The 16,931-nt window shown below is 44.0% G+C and carries 17 protein-coding genes; 14 read left to right on the top strand and 3 right to left on the bottom strand.

Annotated features, from left to right (window positions below):
- A partial coding sequence (locus tag BLS20_RS12445) for a group II intron maturase-specific domain-containing protein (protein WP_090174694.1) occupies positions 1-284 on the top strand: 284 nt, incomplete at its 5' end.
- A 103-nt stretch (positions 285-387) separates the two neighbouring features.
- Here BLS20_RS12445 and BLS20_RS12440 read toward each other — a convergent pair.
- Positions 388-1,296 (bottom strand): precorrin-6B methylase, encoded by a 909-nt coding sequence (locus tag BLS20_RS12440; protein WP_090174690.1) that lies wholly within the window; start codon positions 1,294-1,296, stop codon positions 388-390.
- 135 nt (positions 1,297-1,431) lie between these two features.
- On the opposite strand from BLS20_RS12440, the gene BLS20_RS12435 reads away from it, so the two are divergent.
- Positions 1,432-2,190, top strand: coding sequence for a TraX family protein (locus BLS20_RS12435; protein WP_176762412.1), 759 nt, complete (start codon positions 1,432-1,434; stop codon positions 2,188-2,190).
- On the opposite strand, the gene ymfI is transcribed toward BLS20_RS12435, so the two are convergent.
- Positions 2,187-2,888, bottom strand: a complete 702-nt coding sequence (gene ymfI, locus BLS20_RS12430; protein ID WP_090174688.1) for an elongation factor P 5-aminopentanone reductase — start codon at positions 2,886-2,888, stop codon at positions 2,187-2,189. The genes BLS20_RS12435 and ymfI overlap by 4 nt on opposite strands.
- A gap of 146 nt (positions 2,889-3,034) precedes the next feature.
- Between ymfI and hpf the strand changes: the two genes are divergently transcribed.
- Positions 3,035-3,559, top strand: a complete 525-nt coding sequence (hpf, locus tag BLS20_RS12425; protein WP_090174687.1) for a ribosome hibernation-promoting factor, HPF/YfiA family — start codon at positions 3,035-3,037, stop codon at positions 3,557-3,559.
- Positions 3,560-3,623: 64 nt separating this feature from the next.
- Here the strand turns inward: hpf and BLS20_RS12420 are convergent, their stop codons facing one another.
- Positions 3,624-4,799 (bottom strand): PucR family transcriptional regulator, encoded by a 1,176-nt coding sequence (locus BLS20_RS12420; RefSeq protein WP_090174686.1) that lies wholly within the window; start codon positions 4,797-4,799, stop codon positions 3,624-3,626.
- A gap of 169 nt (positions 4,800-4,968) precedes the next feature.
- Here BLS20_RS12420 and BLS20_RS12415 point away from each other — a divergent pair, with 169 nt between their 5' ends.
- From BLS20_RS12415 to BLS20_RS12365, 11 genes are all read left to right on the top strand, one after another.
- Positions 4,969-6,336, top strand: coding sequence for an aminotransferase class III-fold pyridoxal phosphate-dependent enzyme (locus BLS20_RS12415; protein WP_278286172.1), 1,368 nt, complete (start codon positions 4,969-4,971; stop codon positions 6,334-6,336).
- A gap of 15 nt (positions 6,337-6,351) precedes the next feature.
- Positions 6,352-7,503 carry an iron-containing alcohol dehydrogenase gene (locus tag BLS20_RS12410; protein ID WP_423230187.1) on the top strand — a complete coding sequence of 384 codons (1,152 nt, stop codon included), beginning with the start codon at positions 6,352-6,354 and terminating at the stop codon, positions 7,501-7,503.
- 141 nt (positions 7,504-7,644) lie between these two features.
- Positions 7,645-8,430, top strand: a complete 786-nt coding sequence (locus tag BLS20_RS12405) for an ABC transporter ATP-binding protein (protein ID WP_090174683.1) — start codon at positions 7,645-7,647, stop codon at positions 8,428-8,430.
- Positions 8,430-9,320 (top strand): ABC transporter permease, encoded by an 891-nt coding sequence (locus tag BLS20_RS12400; protein ID WP_090174682.1) that lies wholly within the window; start codon positions 8,430-8,432, stop codon positions 9,318-9,320. The genes BLS20_RS12405 and BLS20_RS12400 overlap by 1 nt, the downstream gene beginning before the upstream one ends.
- Positions 9,265-10,116 carry an ABC transporter permease gene (locus BLS20_RS12395; protein WP_090174681.1) on the top strand — a complete coding sequence of 284 codons (852 nt, stop codon included), beginning with the start codon at positions 9,265-9,267 and terminating at the stop codon, positions 10,114-10,116. Before BLS20_RS12400 ends, BLS20_RS12395 begins: the two co-directional genes overlap by 56 nt.
- Positions 10,117-10,164: 48 nt before the next feature.
- Positions 10,165-11,289: an ABC transporter substrate-binding protein gene (locus BLS20_RS12390; RefSeq protein WP_090174680.1), complete on the top strand. Its 1,125-nt coding sequence runs from the start codon at positions 10,165-10,167 to the stop codon at positions 11,287-11,289.
- A 21-nt stretch (positions 11,290-11,310) separates the two neighbouring features.
- The gene (hydA, locus tag BLS20_RS12385) at positions 11,311-12,684 is read left to right on the top strand and encodes a dihydropyrimidinase (RefSeq protein WP_090174679.1); all 1,374 of its coding nucleotides are present in this window, start codon (positions 11,311-11,313) and stop codon (positions 12,682-12,684) included.
- Positions 12,671-14,200, top strand: coding sequence for an NAD-dependent dihydropyrimidine dehydrogenase subunit PreA (gene preA, locus BLS20_RS12380; protein WP_278286171.1), 1,530 nt, complete (start codon positions 12,671-12,673; stop codon positions 14,198-14,200). Before hydA ends, preA begins: the two co-directional genes overlap by 14 nt.
- 5 nt (positions 14,201-14,205) lie before the next feature.
- Positions 14,206-15,468: a Zn-dependent hydrolase gene (locus tag BLS20_RS12375; protein ID WP_090174677.1), complete on the top strand. Its 1,263-nt coding sequence runs from the start codon at positions 14,206-14,208 to the stop codon at positions 15,466-15,468.
- A 16-nt stretch (positions 15,469-15,484) separates the two neighbouring features.
- On the top strand, positions 15,485-16,108 hold the full coding sequence (locus tag BLS20_RS12370) for a cytidylate kinase-like family protein (RefSeq protein ID WP_090174676.1): 624 nt from the start codon (positions 15,485-15,487) through the stop codon (positions 16,106-16,108).
- A gap of 252 nt (positions 16,109-16,360) precedes the next feature.
- Positions 16,361-16,930, top strand: a complete 570-nt coding sequence (locus BLS20_RS12365; protein ID WP_090174675.1) for a 2-oxoacid:acceptor oxidoreductase family protein — start codon at positions 16,361-16,363, stop codon at positions 16,928-16,930.
- Position 16,931: the final 1 nt, after the last annotated feature.

Here is a 16,931-nt window from a genome sequence, read left to right as displayed (position 1 = left end):
TAGCAAGCATGAAGAACAACATAGACGAAATCAATGGATGGCTCTATCACAGAATACGTATGTGTATATGGAAACAATGGAAGAAGCCCAAGACAAAGGTGCGAAATCTGATTAAGATGGGTGTGCCTAAGGACTTGGCACATATGGCTGGCAACAGTCGGCGTGGATATTGGTTTACCACACATACAGTCGCAGTCAACATGGCGATGACAAAAGATAGACTGATAAACAGTGGCTTCTATGATTTAGCCACAGCCTATCAGTCTGTGCACGTCAACTATTGAAAACGCCGTATACCGAACGGTACGTACGGTGTTATGAGAGGACGGGAGCTAGTCACTCCCTCCTACTCGATTTTGCAATGTATTCATAACCATCGGGTAATCATTATGCTTGTCCTGAGATCAGCCAAGGTACAGGCTGAGTCTCGAAGACGTTTTTATGATTCAGTTTTGAGATGGCAATCTGTACGACTTCCATATCCTGAATGTTGTATTTTTTAAACAGTTCCGGAATGGAACTTAAGATATCAAGTTCTAAGGTATAGATGACAAACTGCATCTTTGGATTGATTTCAAGAAGATTTTTGATTTCATTTTCCAGATTCTGCGTTGCCACGATAAAAGCCAGTGATGGAGCAGGATGTTCCTTTAATGTAGCAACTTCACAGTCGGAGATAATCTCGACGTTGTGAAGTCCGAACCTGGATAAGTTGTCTTCCATGGTCTCGCGATCACCCCTAGCATATTCAACGGCAATGATAGTTCCTTCGTTGGCAATCATAGCAGCTTCAACGGCAATACTTTCACCGCTGATGATACAGATGGTATCGTTCTCATCGATGTGTAATTCGCCCATGATGACGGTACGAATCTCATGGCCGACATAACGAATTGGACCGTTGGAGAAACTGTCATTATCCAGACCGATCTTATAGACACTTTTGGCATTGTCATTTCGAATCAGCATGACGCAAGGTCCGTCAATCTCGGTATTGATGCAGTCGCCGAGTTTTTCACAAGTACATCCCTCCATGGTCGGCTGAGCAGAAGCTTTTAGCCAGATGGTACAATCCCCAAGTCCCGCAGACCACAAATCATAAAAGAAGTTCTTATGGATTTCGTTTGCTAAAATCAGCACAAAACGCTTGGATTCCACGGTTGGAATGATGTTTCGTTTTTTCTTGCTGATATCGAGAATCTTTACCTTCTCAAGATTTACGTCGGTTTCCCGGGAAAAGTAACTAAGCCAGCTTAATATAATATCATTCGTAAAGATAGAAGTGTTATCAGACATTGTAAAATACCTCCTCTAGTAAATTTAATTAAGTATAGCATGAAATACAGGAAATGAAAATGTAACGGTTGACAGGAAAAGCAGGTTTCGTGCAATATAAAAATGTCAACCTACGACAACCGAAAGGATTTATTTATGAATTGGTTATTACAAGGACAGGTTTATAAGGGAAAAAGGTTTCAGGGGTTTTCCGCTTCGGTATTGAAACTTTTTGCAATAATATGTATGCTGCTGGATCATATAGGTGCCTCTTATATCGAGGAAGGCATCTATTCGATTAGTGATACGCTTTCGCAGCAGCAGTTGGAACATTGGATTATGCTAGATAGCATGCTTCGAATTATTGGACGCGTGACATTTCCGATAATGGCTTTTTTTATTGTGGAGGGATTGTTTAAGACAAGAAACGTGAGAAACTATATTCTTCGGCTGGGAGTCTTTGCGTTTATTTCAGAGATTCCATTTGATTTGGCAATCGAGAACAGTTTGCTTGACTTCGAACATCAAAATATCTTCTTTACCCTGGTGATTGGGCTGATGGCGATTGCCATTGCACAAAAGCTGTCACAAGAACTTTTCCTGGCAAGGCTTGTACCGATTGTGATAGCAATGATAGTTGCCTATGCATTAAAGACGGATTATGGAGCGGAAGGAATTGCAGTGATTGCGCTGATGTATGCCTTCTATCAGATCCGATTGTCCAAAGAGGCGATTGGAGCGATTTATATTGCAACGGAGATTGCAAGGCCACAAATCGCCGTGGGGTCGGCAATCTATGCAGTACTTATGTTTTTCTATAATGGCAAACGCGGATTTAACATGAAATATTTATTTTATGTCTTCTATCCGGCACATCTGTTAATACTGGGTATGATACTAAGGGTCAAATTCTAAATCCAGCCACCGTCAAATCGTATGATCTGGCCGGTTAGATAAGAATTGGCGGTTGCGACAGAATAAATCATCTCGGCGGCGCTTTTTGCAGATGCAAAGCGACCGGCCGGGATTTCTTCTTTTAGAGCCTCTCGTTCTTCCTTAGAAAAGCAATGGTTCATTCGGGTGTCAATGACACCGAGTGAGACGGCATTGACAGGGATGTTGGATGGTGCAAGTTCCTTGGCCAGCGCTTTTGTCAGAGCGTTGACCCCGCCTTTTGAAGCACTGTAGACAGCTTCGCAGGAGGCACCGACTTCTCCCCAGACGGAGGTGACATTGACAATGCGTCCACTGCCCTGCGAAAGCATTTTGGGAATCGCCTTTTGACAGCAGGAAAAAACGCCTCCAAGGTTGGTGTTCATCACCCGGGCGTAGTCTTCATAGCTCATATCCTGCATAAGACCTATGTAGGATACGCCGGCATTGTTAATCAGTACATCAATCCGGTCAATCAGAAAAAACATTTCTTCGACCTGCTTAGGATCACTAATGTCATAAAGAAGTGGTGTGGCATGAAGCGTATTGCAGACATCACAGAGCGCGCTGGCATCGTGCGCACCGTTTAGGTATAGCTTATAACCTTCTTGTGAAAATTTTTCTGCAAGTGCTTTACCAATGCCATGGGAAGCTCCTGTGATGAGTACTGATTTTTGCATATTGTGACCTCCTGCTATTTTGTGTACATTTTACAATGCATCCAAAATTCTTGCAAATTTACTTTCCTAACATTTGCGTAAATGGTATAATGGTATCAGGTGATAGCGAACGCTTTTACCAATATATCGTAAAGGGGCTGATTTTTATGCAAATCACAATTACAGGAAGAAACATCGACTTAACAGAAGGTCTGAAAGCAGCCGTTGAAGAACGCCTTGTTAAGCTTGAGAGATATTTATCTGCGGATACACAGGTGAATGTTACTCTTGATTCTCAAAAAGGTCGTAACAAGATGGAGGTTACGATTCCGATGAAAGGAACCATTCTTCGTACAGAGCAAGTCAGCGATGATATGTATGTAACCATTGAGTTAGCAACAGAAGTATTGGAAAGACAACTTATTAAATATAAGAATAAGATGGTAACTCATTATCAAAGTGGAGCAAATCTTAAGCAGGAGTTTATTGATTCTGATACAGAAGATGATGAGATTAAGATTGTTCGTACCAAGAGATTTGGAATGAAACCAATGTTTGCTGAGGATGCATGTGTGCAGATGGAATTATTAGGACATGAGTTCTTTGTATTTCGCAATGCAGATACCGATGAAGTTAACGTGGTTTATAAGAGAAAAGATGGTGCATATGGTTTGATTGAGCCGGAATGCTAGATTGAACCTTAAGCAAAGCATGAAATCAAAAGCTGTCGCAATAACTGCGGCAGCTTTTTTGTTGTCAAATCATTTCCATGATATGAAAGGCCATCAGCAGCCTTAAGCGCACGTCTAATCTGGATAAATCAATCTTTAAGATATCAGAGACTTTTCCCAGTTTGTAATTAACCGTATTGCGGTGTACATATAATTGATCGGCTGCTTCTTTTACACTTCCGTTGTGATCCAGGTAGCACTTTAAGACTTCACACAGGTCGCCGTCGTTAGCGCGGTCGTAGGCAATTAGCGGCTCTAGAGTCTGATCTAAATAGTCGTGTAAGATGTCGCGATTTTCAATGCCGAGCAGCAGCTGGTAGATGCCAAGCTGCGGGTAAAAGAAGACATTCTTATCCAGTTTTTTATTCTTTTGCAGGTTCTGAATCGAACAAGCCTGCATGTAGCTCTTGTTCAGGCAACGAATTGACTTGGTCAGCCGTCCGACGCCGAGCGTGAGCTCTTCGTCCGGAAGCAGCAGGCTACGAGCTCTTTCGTACATATCCTGAATAAAATGAATCAGTTCGTCCTGTGTGTAATTTCCAACGACGATTAACAGCTCCTCGCCTTTGGTAAAGACAGAAAAACGTTCATAGTGCTCATGCCTGGCATGGTGGTCGAGAGCCTGTACAAGACGCTCTAGGCGGTAGGTGAGATTTTGCTCCTTGCTATTGGAAGACAACGTCATCACACTGACCGCATATTTCCAGTCGGGATTAAAGTTCCTTTGCGAGAGCGGAACAAGATACAGCTCCTCCTGGTCAGGGAAGAACATCGCATTTTTAAATGCAGATGCCGATTCAAGGTTTCGCTGGTCTTCTTTTGTAATGCTAAAGCAGATCAGCCGCATAATCTCGGCGAGATGCACCTTCCAAGGCACTGTAAACAGGGGAAGGTCATGTTCATCGCAAAAGTCTAACACTACTTGCGGAACTTCTTCAATAAACGGCCCGATGTTCACGATAATGCCGGCCGCATCATGTTTGTGAATCTCCGTAATCAGCGCGAGCAGCTGGTTTTCGTCGTCGCAGACCCCAAGACCTGTGATGATGGAGATTTCGCCGCCTTCCAGGAAAGTAGACGCTTCGAGCGTTTCAATCATGTGCACCCAGCTGACAAGGTGGTTTAGTCCTTTCTCGCCGGCGCGAAGCGTAATATCCATGTGTTGTATTTTCTTCATCAATCGATCCAATTCTAATGCCATATACCATCAACTTCTTTCCATATAATAAAAAAAGACAAAGCGTCGGATGACGTCTTTGTCTCATACTAGAGGCATTCTATCATAAATAGATACGAAAGACAATTTGTTTTTGTATAATAGACCAAACTTATTTGGGCCATGATTTATTGTTCCAAAAGCGCGGAAAAATATACTAGGTAGTAGGACAAGAAAAAAGGAGGACGTTATTATGACACCAAATGAGATAAAAGAAAATGCAAAAAAATACGTACTGCAGTCATGGAGTAAGCAAAAGGATCTAAATCCGATTCCGATTGAAAAGGCAGAAGGAATCTACTTCTATGACTATGATGGAAATCGATATACCGACATGTCATCACAGCTTGTGAACTTAAATGTCGGATTTGGAAATGAGCAGATTAATGAAGCAATTAAAGAGCAGGTAGACAAGTACTGCTTCGTCGGCCCGGCTTATGCGGCAGAGCCGAGAGTAAAACTTGCGAAGATGATTATCGACAGACTGCCGGAAGAATTCGGCAAAGTTTTCTTCACCAATGCCGGAGCCGATGCCAATGAGAATGCAATTAAAATCGCGCGTATGTATACGGGAAGAAAGAAGGTATTTTCCAGATATCGAAGTTATCATGGATCATCCTTTGGAGCCGGCAACTTAACCGGAGAGCCAAGACGCTATCCGCTTGAGCCAGGCATTCCGGGATTCGTTAAATTCTTTGATCCATATCTTTATAGAGAAGGAATTGAATTTGAATCAGAAGAAGCGGCAAGCAAGTATTACATCGGAAAATTAAGAGAGCAGATTATCTATGAAGGCGCTGACAATGTAGCGGCAATCGTGGTAGAGACGATAACAGGGTCTAATGGAATCATCCTTCCGCCAAAGGGCTACCTTCCGGGTATCCGCAAGATCTGCGATGAGTTTGGAATTATGATGATCTGCGATGAAGTTATGGCAGGATGGGGCAGAACCGGTAAGCTGTTTGCATTTGAAAATTATGATGTGGTACCGGATATTGTGACATTTGCCAAAGGCGTAACCTGCGGATATGTACAGCTTGGAGGCGTAGCGGTTCGTTCTAAGATTGCAGAGTATTTTGATGATCATCTGTTATCCTGCGGCCTGACATATTCCGGACATCCGCTGGCTTGTGCGGCAGGTGTTGCCTGTGTACAATACTATGAGGATGCTAAGATTTTGGAGAATGTTAATACAGTCGGCGCAGCCCTGGCAAAAGAGCTTGATTCTTATAAAGAAACCTATCGCTGCGTGGGTGATGTTCGTCACATCGGCTTATTCTCCTGTATCGAACTTGTAAAAGATAAAGAGACGAAAGAGCCAATCGTTCCGTATGGAAAGGACGAACATAAGACGATGCCAAAGATTATCGGCATGCTGAAAGAACGCCGCTTTATGACCTATTCACATGAAAATATGATTTTCATCTGTCCACCACTGATCATCACAAAGGAGCAGCTTTTAGAAGAACTTGAGAAGATGAAAGAGGTATTATCAATTGTGGATGAGACGATGCTAGATTAAAGAAAGAAGGAAGATATCATGTCGCATTTTTTTATACCGAATCACGTATTTACCGGAGAAGACGCTTTACAACAGGCGCTTCCTTATATGAAACAACTTGGAGAAAAAGCGCTGATTGTAACAGGACCGCACGTCGGAAAATCACCGATGGTAGAAAAGCTAAGAGAGGGACTTGAAGAGATCAACATTGCTTATAAGCAGTTTGATGAAATCAGCACAGAGCCGGACGACACAATGATTCAAAAGGGCGTGGCCATCTATCAAAAGGAAAAGGCGCAGTTTGTGATTGGAATTGGCGGAGGTAGTCCGTTAGATGCGGCAAAGGCGATTGCTGCTATGAGCGTCTTAGGCGGTGAGATTGCAGATTATATGGGAAAGGAAATTGAAGGAGAGATTCCGGGAATTGTGGCAATCCCGACAACGGCCGGAACCGGGTCTGAGGCAACAAGATTTACTGTAATAACAGATTCGAAAAAAGACGTAAAGATGCTGCTTAAGGGCGATAAGCTGATTCCGGATATTGCGGTACTGTGCGGGGAGAATACACATGACATGTCAAGAAAAGTGACGGCGATGACCGGCATGGATGCCTTGACACATGCGGTGGAAGCGTATACCTCAAGATGTGCCTCGCCGCTTACCGATGTGTATGCCAAAAGCGCGGTGAAACGAATAATGAAGTATCTGCCGATTGCCTATCAAAACGGGTATAACGCGAAAGCGAGAGAGCAGATGACACTGGCAGCATATGAAGCCGGTGTGTGTATCAATAATTCATCGGTAACGCTGGTACATGGAATGTCGAGACCAATCGGCGCACTCTTTCATGTGCCACATGGCATGAGTAATGCCATGCTGCTGGATGCATGTTTAAACTGGGCCATGGACGGAGCGACGATGCGGTTTGCCCGGCTTGGCGAAGAGATTGGCCTAAAAGAAGAGTCGGATGAGAAACTGGCGCAGGCATTTTTAGCACAGATAAAAGAGCTGGTTTTACTTCTTCAGATTCCAACGCCAAAAGAGTATGGAATTAAGCAGGAAGACTGGGAAGCTGTCATAGATAAGATGGCGACGGATGCAATCGCATCCGGTTCACCGGCAAATACAAGAAAAGAAATAACGAAGGAAGATTGCATCAAAATCTATCAGTCTCTATACGATTTGTAATCAACGCACAATTTTCTTTGTGCCGCGATGTATAGAAGCACAAAGAAAAGCAAGATATACTTCTACGTAGAAAAAGAAACACAGCAACGGCGCTGATACGCCTAAGCTGTGTTTTTTTATGATCTGGATGGAGGAATGAATATGGTTACAGGAAAGAATACAGCAATTGAGATAAAAGATTTAAATGTTACATTTCAAGATAATTCCGGAAATGATGTCAGAGCTTTAAAGGAAATTAACCTGGATATTGAAGAAGGCGAATTCGTGGCACTGCTTGGTCCTTCCGGATGTGGAAAGACAACGCTTCTTAGAACAGTAGCGAACCTGCAAGAGCCAACAGACGGCAAGGTCAGAGTTCTTGGTAAGACGCCAAAGGAAGTACGATTGGAAAAGAAATTTGGATTCGTCTTTCAGGCACCGGTATTGCTGGACTGGAGAACCGTTTCTAAGAATATCGAGCTTCCGATGGAAATTATGTCGTATGAAAAGGAAGAGCGCAAGCGAAGAACCAAAGAGATGTTAGAGCTTGTTGGGCTGGGAGAATTTGCACAGCATTTCCCGCGTCAGTTATCAGGAGGAATGCAGCAGCGTGTCAATATTGCAAGAGCATTTGGTCTCAGACCGGAAATCTTGTTAATGGATGAGCCGTTTTCAGCTCTGGATGAATTTACCAAGGAAAAGCTTCACATCGATTTGCTGAGAATCTGGGAGCAGACGAATAAAACGATTTTATTTGTCACACATAACATCCAGGAAGCCGTATTTTTATCCACCAAGGTATGCGTGTTATCACCGCATCCCGGAAGATTATCGGCAGTCGTCGACATTGACTTACCAAAAAGAAGAGAACTTGAGATGAGAGAAACCCCTCATTTTAATGAACTGGTTACCAAGGTAAGAAACAGTTTTGAAGGAGGAAGTTATTAATGCGGAAATTCAAAGGATTATTAGAAAAGAAATGGTTTTCGACCATCTTCTGGATTATCCTTCTTGCCGCTGGATGGGAGATCGCCGCGGTATATGTGGGATACGTAAAAAGAACACCGGAAAATATATTGCCTCATCTGTATCAGATTGTGGCGGCTGCGATTTCCAAAGATCCGGTATCCGCGGATATGACAGCAACCGGCCTTGTGCTTAGCGCAGCGGCGGCCACCATCCTTCGGGCAGTAGTTGGTTATGTAATCGGAATGATAGTCGGATTTATCCTGGCAGTGCTGATGAAGATGTCAGGAATTATCGAGAAGATGTTCTTCCCGTATCTGATGCTGATATTACTGATTCCGGTTCTTGGTATGGCACCGATTGTGCTTGCCGTAACCGGAGATATTGATAAGAGCCGTATTATCATTGCGGCAATCCTTAGCTTTTATCCGGTGGCAACGAATACTTTGGCAGGACTTAAGTCTGTGCCAAAGGAGCAGCTGGATCTGATGTTCATCTACGCGGCAAAACCGATTGAAGTATATAAAAAGGTGCTACTGCCAACGGCAGTTCCGTATATCTTCTCCGGACTTAAGATTGCCGCACCGATGGCAATCACCGCATCCATACTGGTGGATACGTTGCAAGGAGATGGCGGACTTGGCTGTATCTTATCGCAGTCATTAAAACATGCCATGAGTATCTATGTATTCTGGCTGATTGTGTTTTTCAGTGCATTTATCGGAATCGGAAGTACCTATCTGCTTGGTGGAATAGAACAATTCATGTTGCCGGAGAACCGTAATAAGAGAAAAATCAAAAGGAAGGTGATGAAAGATGAGCGCAGAAGTCTACAAGAAAAAGAAGAGCTTATATGCCAGAGCAAAATCTAGTAAGAAGGCACAGGCAGCAGGAACCATCATCTTTCCGGCAATCTTAGGAGCGGTGATCTTCATCCTGTGGCAGAGCCAGGGCTTACATAAGATTTTAAACACGGATTTGTTCATCCTGCCACTGCCAACGAAGATTATCTCCTTAATCGGAAGCAACTTCGCAGACATCATGGTCAACGTAAAGACCACTCTCATAGAGGTAATTGGTGGATTGGTGTTCGGATGTCTGTTGGGATATCTGGTGGCAATCGCGGCGGCGAGCAAGCCAAATATCGGCAAGGGAGGACTCGCAGTGCTTGGTGCATTTGCCTCTGTGCCGGTCGTGGCACTGGCTCCGGTTATGAATAACTGGACCAAGGATGTGTCAAGTGAAGCCGAAGTTCGAAGCATGGTAGCCAAGATTATTGTAATCGCACTGATAACGGGAGCGAACATGTGCCTGAATTCCTATCGGGGGCTGATAAACCTGCCGCCGTATGCAGAGGATCTGATGGCAACCTATGCGGCGAAAAAGAAGTGGGTACTCTTAAAACTTCGCATTCCAAACTCGCTTCCATATGTATTTGTGGCACTTAAGATTGCAGTTCCATCCGCGATTATGACAGCCATTGTTAGTGAGTATTTTGCAGAATACATATCGGGAGTTGGAAGAGAGATTCGGGAAAATATCGTACTTGCCCAGTATACAACAGCCTGGGCGTATATCATGATTGCCTGCGTAATCGGCGTAGGCGCATACATATTACTAATGGTTCTAAGTAAAGCAGTGCTTAAGAATTATCCAAAACAAGGTTAAACCGGGAATCCCGTTTGACAATATAGAAAAAAGTAGGAGGACAAACGTATGAAAAGAAGAATGAAAAGAATTGTAAGTTTGGCATCGGTTGTAGTGATGGGCGCATCAGTATTTACAGGATGCGGATCAAGTAAGGAAGAGACAACGCAGACAGGAAGTTCTGCGGAGCAGTCATCTGCAGCAGAACTTTCCAGTGAAGATATTATTAAGGCAGCAGCGGAAAATGGAAGCGTCGGTAACTGGGGACTTGGCAATGAATACGAAGTACTTGCCTTGTTATCCAAGTATGATCTTGGAAGCGATTATCTAAGCCAGGACTTTACGATGGATGGTTTTGATGATGACTCAATCACACTGGCATCTGCTATGACTTATAACGAGCTTGGCCTTGTAAAAAATGATTACGACGGCGGATACGGATATGGAGACAGCGTTGAGTATATCGACATGAACGATGAAGGCGTGGCAATGCTTGAAGACAATATCTTCTGTACCGAAGATTTTGCGAAGGAGAATCCAAATACAGTGGCAGCATTCTTATATGCTTCCTTAAAGGGCTGGGAGTATGCAGTGGAAAATCCGGAAGAAGCAGCTGAAATCTGCTACACCTATGGTTCTTCCGTATCTGCTGAACACCAGGCGTATATGGCAGAAGAAGTTGCCAAACTGGTTACCACAGATACACAGGGAGAGACCGTAACAGATATCGGTAATATGGACGAGGATGCTATGCAGCAGACACTCGATATTGCCAAGGAATACATTTCCCTGGATGATTCGGATGCAGATGCAGCGCTTCAGTCATTAACACTAGATGACATCCGGGATAGCTCTTATCTGGAAGCAGCCAAGTCTTCTGATGGCACATTTGACGTAGAAAAATCCGAAGTATCCATTCAGCTTAAATGGCTTCCGGATGCACAGTTTATGGGCTACTACGTAGCACTTGATAAAGGATATTACAAAGAAGTCGGCTTAGATGTAGAGATCGTTGCAGGTGGCGGAGATATCGCAGAGACAACTGCTGTTAACAACGGCACGGTAGACTTTGGTGTAACCTGGGTATCAAATCTTGCTTCGGCCAATGCAGGTGGAATGAATCTCGTTGAGGTTGCACAGATTTTCCAAAGATCAGGACTTGTACTGGTATATAAGCCGGAGAACTTTGAATAAACAGTAAAGAGGTGAAAAGACATGGACATGATATTAAAAGGTGGCCGCGTGATCACCGCATCAGACAGTTTTATAGCAGATGTAGCCGTGAAGGATGGCAAGATTGTGGCAATCGGAAAGGAGCTATCCGATACCGCAGATAAGGTGGTAGATGTTACCGGGAAGTATGTACTTCCCGGAGCCATCGATGCACATACGCATATGGCGATGCCATTTGGCGGAACGGTGTCTTCTGATAGCTACCTGTCCGGAACGAGAGCTGCGGTATGCGGCGGTGTAACAACCATCTTCGACTATCCGGTTCAGCATAAGGGTGAGACGATACTCGGACTGTGCGGCTCAAAGGATGAAGTCTTAAAAGAAGAAGCATGCTGTGACTACGCATTTCACTGCTGTATTACCGATTTAAATGACGGGGATATCTTAAATGAGATGGAGCAAGCTGTGGAAAAAGGCATCACCAGTTTTAAGTGCTTTTTGGTTTATAAAAAAGAAGGCATGATGGTTGATGATGGAACGTTGGCAAGACTTTTACTTCGTGCCAAAGAGCTTGGCGCTATGATTAATGTTCATGCCGAGAATCCGGATCTTATCGATCTTCGAACAGAGCAGTTTCTAAGAGAAGGTAAGACTAGTGCCTGGTATCATTATCTGTCCCGTCCGGAATTTGTAGAGGCGGAGGCAGATAAAAGAGTTGTGCATCTGGCAAGTCATCTTGATACGCCGGTTTATATTGTTCATATGGCGGATGAAGAAGGACTTGAAGCTTGCATAGAAGCAAAGAAAAAAGGGCATGATATTTATGTTGAGACTTGTCCGCAGTATCTTGAATTTACCTGTGATGTTTACAAAAGAGAAGACGGACGAAACTTTGTATGCTCACCGCCAATGAAAGGGCAGGCATCTCAGGATGCTCTTTGGAGAGCCATTAAGGCAGGTTTGATTGATACAGTGGCAACGGATCACTGTCCATTTCAAAGTTACGAAAAGGATTGGGGCAAGGATGATTTCACCAAGATTCCAAACGGCTGCGCGGGCGTAGAAAACCTGTATCCGTATATGCTTAGTGCGGCAAATGAAGGGAAGTTGTCATTTGAAAAAGTGGTAGAGCTGTGTGCTACAAATGTTGCGAAGATCTTTGGATGCACAGATAAGGGTTCTATTGCAGTCGGGAAAGATGCGGATCTTGTGGTCTATGACCCGGAAAAAGAATTTACCATCAGCGCAAGCAACATGCATTCGGATTGTGATCATACCATCTGGGAAGGCAAGAAGTTACATGGTTATCCGGTGCAGACCTATCTTAGAGGTCAGCTGGTGTATGACAACGGTGAGTTTGTCGGAACACCGGGCATCGGAAGATATATAAAACGCGCAAAGTATTCTAAGAAATAAAACGAAAACGGAGGAGATTAGTATGGCATATGAAAACATAAAGATTAGGGAGGAAGCCGGTCGATGTTTGCTTTGCCATGAGCCGGCCTGTACAAAAGCATGTGATGGGAAGGTAGCGGTGGATGAAATTGTTCGCTCGCTTCGATTTGAAAATGAAATCGGCGCTTACCGCAAGTTGAAGGCATCCGGATATGACAAGGACGGTATTCAAAAAGCGATGGCGGCCTGCACAAGAGGAAAAATCGATCGTCCGGTTGACCTTAAGATGATATTTGAGTCATTAGAGTCCAGGCAGGAAGATGTTAAGACGGATGGCGTTGATTTATCGATCGACTTTTGCGGGATTCCCTGTGAAAATCCATTTTTCTTATCCTCCTCTGTTGTCGGTAGTAATTATGAGATGGTGGCAAAGGCATTTGACATGGGCTGGGCCGGCGTTGCCTTTAAGACTATTGGATTTTTTAAGCCGGATGAAGTGTCGCCGAGATTTGCAGCGCTTACAAAGGAACAGACACCATTTGTCGGATTTAAGAACTTAGAGCAAATTTCAGACCACTCATTGGAGGAGAATCTGTCTTATCTTCGTCAATTGAAACGGGATTATCCGACCAAGATTATTGTGGCATCCATTATGGGGCGCAATGAGGAAGAATGGGCGAAGCTGGCAAGCAGGATGGAAGAAGTTGGAGCTGACATTATTGAGTGTAACTTCTCTTGCCCACAGATGGTGGGAGACGGTGTCGGAAGCGATGTCGGAACGAATGAGGAATTGGTTCGAAAGTATACCGCGGCGGTTAAGTCGGCTTGTTCCATTCCGGTCCTTGCCAAGATGACACCGAATATTACCTGCATGGAAGATGCGGCTTATGCTGCTGTGCAAGGAGGCGCAGACGGAATTGCAGCTATCAATACCATCAAAAGCATTATGAATGTGCATCTTGAGAGCGGGATGTCAGAACCGGTAGTGTCCGGTAAGACTTCAGTCGGCGGCTATTCGGGAAAGGCCGTCAAACCAATTGCATTAAGGTTCATCTATGAGATGAAACGGGATGAGAGAATTAAGAAGATTCCCATCAGCGGAATGGGCGGTATAGAATCGTGGCGTGATGCGATGGAATTTTTAGCTCTGGGATGCGAGAACCTGCAGATTACCACATCGGTTATGCAGTACGGATATCGAATTATTGAGGATCTAAAAGAAGGGCTTAGCCTGTATCTTGCCAAGAACCGGATAAAGCGCGTGCAGGACATTGTAGGATGCGGACTTTCCTCCATTGTTCCAACGGAAGAACTAGACCGAAAAACCATTGAATATCCAAAGTTTGATAGAGATACCTGCATCGGATGTGGAAGATGTTACATTTCCTGCTATGACGGTGGACATCAGGCACTTGAGTTTGAAGCTTCAAAAGGGCCGAGACTTTTACCGCATAAGTGCGTTGGATGTCAGCTGTGCAAACTGGTCTGTCCGGTCGGGGCAATCACGAGTGGAACCAGAGTAAAGAAGAAGGAGTGATAGATATGTATACATGTAGTATAGAAAGAATGAAAGACAAGATTGAGACATTTTCCAAATACGGGGACGCCGGACATGGTGGTATTACAAGATATTCCCTTTCGGAGGATGCTTTAAAGGCTCGAAAGGAATTTGAAAAAAGAATGACAGCCATTGGCGCGATCATAGAAGTGGATGATGTAGCCAATATCTATGCAACACTTCCGGGTAGCGATCCGGATGCCAAAAGAATCGTTATGGGTTCTCATTGTGATTCCGTGAAAAATGGTGGAAATTATGATGGAATTTTAGGCGTCATCTCTGCGATGGAAGTGTTAGAGACGGTACATGAACATAACATTCCTCACAAGCATCCGCTGACAGCCATGATCTGGACCAATGAGGAAGGCTCGTTATATCCGCCGGCTATGATGTGTTCCGGAATTGTCTGCTATGATTACTTGCCGGAGGACATCAGAAGTAAGTTCTGCTATGACGATATGATGGTTTCGAAAAGCGTACTTGATGGAACAAAGACGTTTGGAGAGGCACTTGAGAAATCCGGCTACAAGGGAGAGAAAAAGTATCGTCTCTCACCGGACAATTACGAGTGCATGTTTGAGACGCATATTGAGCAGGGACCAATTCTTGAAGATGCCGGCAATTCCGTTGGCATTGTAGACTGTGTGCTTGGAATGTTCAACTATCGAATTCGCTTCTTTGGTCAGACAACACATGCGGGTACATTTCCAATGCCTAAGAGACGAGATGCGCTCCTGGCTGCTTCACAGGCACTTGTTTATCTACATGAAGAGATTGATAAGCTTGGATATTCGGATTTAGTATATACGACCGGTGAAATTGTGTGTCATCCGTGTGTACATACTTGCGTGCCGGATTACGTGGATGTTTCCTTTGATGCGCGTCATGAAGATCCAAAGGTGCTTGCCAAGGTAATGGAAATCTTAAAGTCTTGCACCACAAAGACCTGGGCAGGCTGCAGCTGTGAGATTGAAAAGGCATGGAACCGTGATACCGTCTATTGGGATAAGGAACTTGTCGGTTATGTAAAGGAAGCGGCTGAGGAGATTGGAGTATCGCATCAGTATATTCACTCCGGCGCCGGACATGACGCACAGTTTTGTGCATATATGCTGCCGACAACGATGATCTTCGTACAGTCCAAAGAAGGTCTGTCTCATTGTGAAGATGAATATTCAACACCTGAGGATTGTACGAACGGAGCAAGCGTTATGCTTCATGCAGTGCTGAAAAAAGACAAACAGTAGAAATGGGGGCTGCGATGTGGAGAACTATGTGATTACAATTGCCAGAGGATTTGGAAGTGGCGGTAAAGAAATCGGTATGATGCTTAGCGAGATGCTGAATATCCCTTGCTATGAAAGGCAGATTCTGACAATGGCTTCCGATTTTAGCGGGATTGAGGAAAGCGTATTCGTGGAAACCGATGAGAAGCTTCGCGGCAAATATATTGCCAATGCGCTCAGAAAGATGCCGCTTTCTAACGTCTTAGAGCCCTGGGAAAAAGGCTTTATGTCAGACATTAACGTATTTAATGTGCAGGCCGAAATTATTCGTTCCCTTGCAAGAACGCAAAGCTGTATTATTGTAGGAAAGTGTGCCGATGATATTCTAAAGGATTATCAGAATGTAGTGAGTGTCTACATAGAAGCGCCGCGGCGATTCTGCGTCAACAACATCCGAAGTAAGCTCCATGTATCGGTGGAGCGTGCTAATCAGATGATCAGTAGTACCGACCGCAACCGCGCAAAATATTACAGCTATTATACGGGCGGAAAGGAATGGACCAATCCGGTCAATTACGATCTGGTGCTTAACACGGAGCGAGTCGGAAAGCAGCGATGCGCACAGATGATTGCACAATATGTAAAATTAAAATTTGCGTAAAGAAATGGACACATGGACATAGATTTTGTTCATGTGTTTTTTTTCGACTATCGAACCCTCGTCAGAAGCGAAAGCAACACTTTTGGGGAAGACATTTAAAGTGCTAATCTTTTCTTAAAATTAGATAAATTGGAACTAGGCATAGACTTTCCGAAAAAAATTTCCTATAATAAGACGTATTATTGCGAAAATATGATATGGATGTCCGCGACAGAAAAACAATTGACCGCGGAATAAGGAAGGGTGAAACCAGTGAAAGAAACAATTGAAATCAGATGGCATGGCCGAGGAGGTCAGGGTGCTAAGACAGCAGCCTTGCTCTTGGCGGATGTAGCCTTTGAGACAGGAAAGTATGTACAGGGTTTCCCGGAGTATGGTCCGGAGAGAATGGGTGCGCCGATTACAGCGTATAACCGTATTAGTGATAAAGAGATTCGCATGCATGCGAATATTTATGAGCCGGATTATGTGGTCGTCGTTGACGAGACATTGTTAGAGGCTGTTGATGTTACGAAAGGGCTTAGCGAAGAAGGTGCAATTGTTATTAACACGGCTAAGAAGATGGATGAGATTACGCCGCATTTGAAAGGGTATAAAGGAAACGTATACTTGATCGATGCGAGACGTATTTCTATAGAAGCATTAGGAAAATATTTTCCTAATACACCAATGCTTGCAGCAATTGTGAAAGTCTGCGGCGTGATGGATGAGAAACGTTTTATAGAAGAAATGGAGAAATCATTTTCACATAAGTTTGCTTCTAAACCAGAAGTCATTGAAGGAAATATGAAAGCACTTAAGTTGGCGCTTTCGGAGGTGTAAA

The organism is Eubacterium oxidoreducens (genome assembly GCF_900104415.1).
Classification (GTDB): domain Bacteria; phylum Bacillota; class Clostridia; order Lachnospirales; family Lachnospiraceae; genus Eubacterium_C; species Eubacterium_C oxidoreducens.
Note: the sequence above shows the minus strand (reverse complement) of the source record. Positions and strands in the feature narration are given on the sequence as shown.

What these genes read in the sequence shown, in the direction of transcription:
- BLS20_RS12400 (WP_090174682.1), top strand. Translation starts at nt 8,430, where the DNA reads ATGCGGAAATTCAAAGGATTATTAGAAAAGAAATGGTTTTCGACCATC.
- BLS20_RS12420 (WP_090174686.1), bottom strand. Translation starts at nt 4,799, where the DNA reads ATGGCATTAGAATTGGATCGATTGATGAAGAAAATACAACACATGGAT.
- ymfI (WP_090174688.1), bottom strand. Translation starts at nt 2,888, where the DNA reads ATGCAAAAATCAGTACTCATCACAGGAGCTTCCCATGGCATTGGTAAA.
- hpf (WP_090174687.1), top strand. Translation starts at nt 3,035, where the DNA reads ATGCAAATCACAATTACAGGAAGAAACATCGACTTAACAGAAGGTCTG.
- hydA (WP_090174679.1), top strand. Translation starts at nt 11,311, where the DNA reads ATGGACATGATATTAAAAGGTGGCCGCGTGATCACCGCATCAGACAGT.
- BLS20_RS12375 (WP_090174677.1), top strand. Translation starts at nt 14,206, where the DNA reads ATGTATACATGTAGTATAGAAAGAATGAAAGACAAGATTGAGACATTT.
- BLS20_RS12440 (WP_090174690.1), bottom strand. Translation starts at nt 1,296, where the DNA reads ATGTCTGATAACACTTCTATCTTTACGAATGATATTATATTAAGCTGG.
- BLS20_RS12390 (WP_090174680.1), top strand. Translation starts at nt 10,165, where the DNA reads ATGAAAAGAAGAATGAAAAGAATTGTAAGTTTGGCATCGGTTGTAGTG.
- BLS20_RS12405 (WP_090174683.1), top strand. Translation starts at nt 7,645, where the DNA reads ATGGTTACAGGAAAGAATACAGCAATTGAGATAAAAGATTTAAATGTT.
- BLS20_RS12435 (WP_176762412.1), top strand. Translation starts at nt 1,432, where the DNA reads ATGAATTGGTTATTACAAGGACAGGTTTATAAGGGAAAAAGGTTTCAG.
- BLS20_RS12395 (WP_090174681.1), top strand. Translation starts at nt 9,265, where the DNA reads ATGAGCGCAGAAGTCTACAAGAAAAAGAAGAGCTTATATGCCAGAGCA.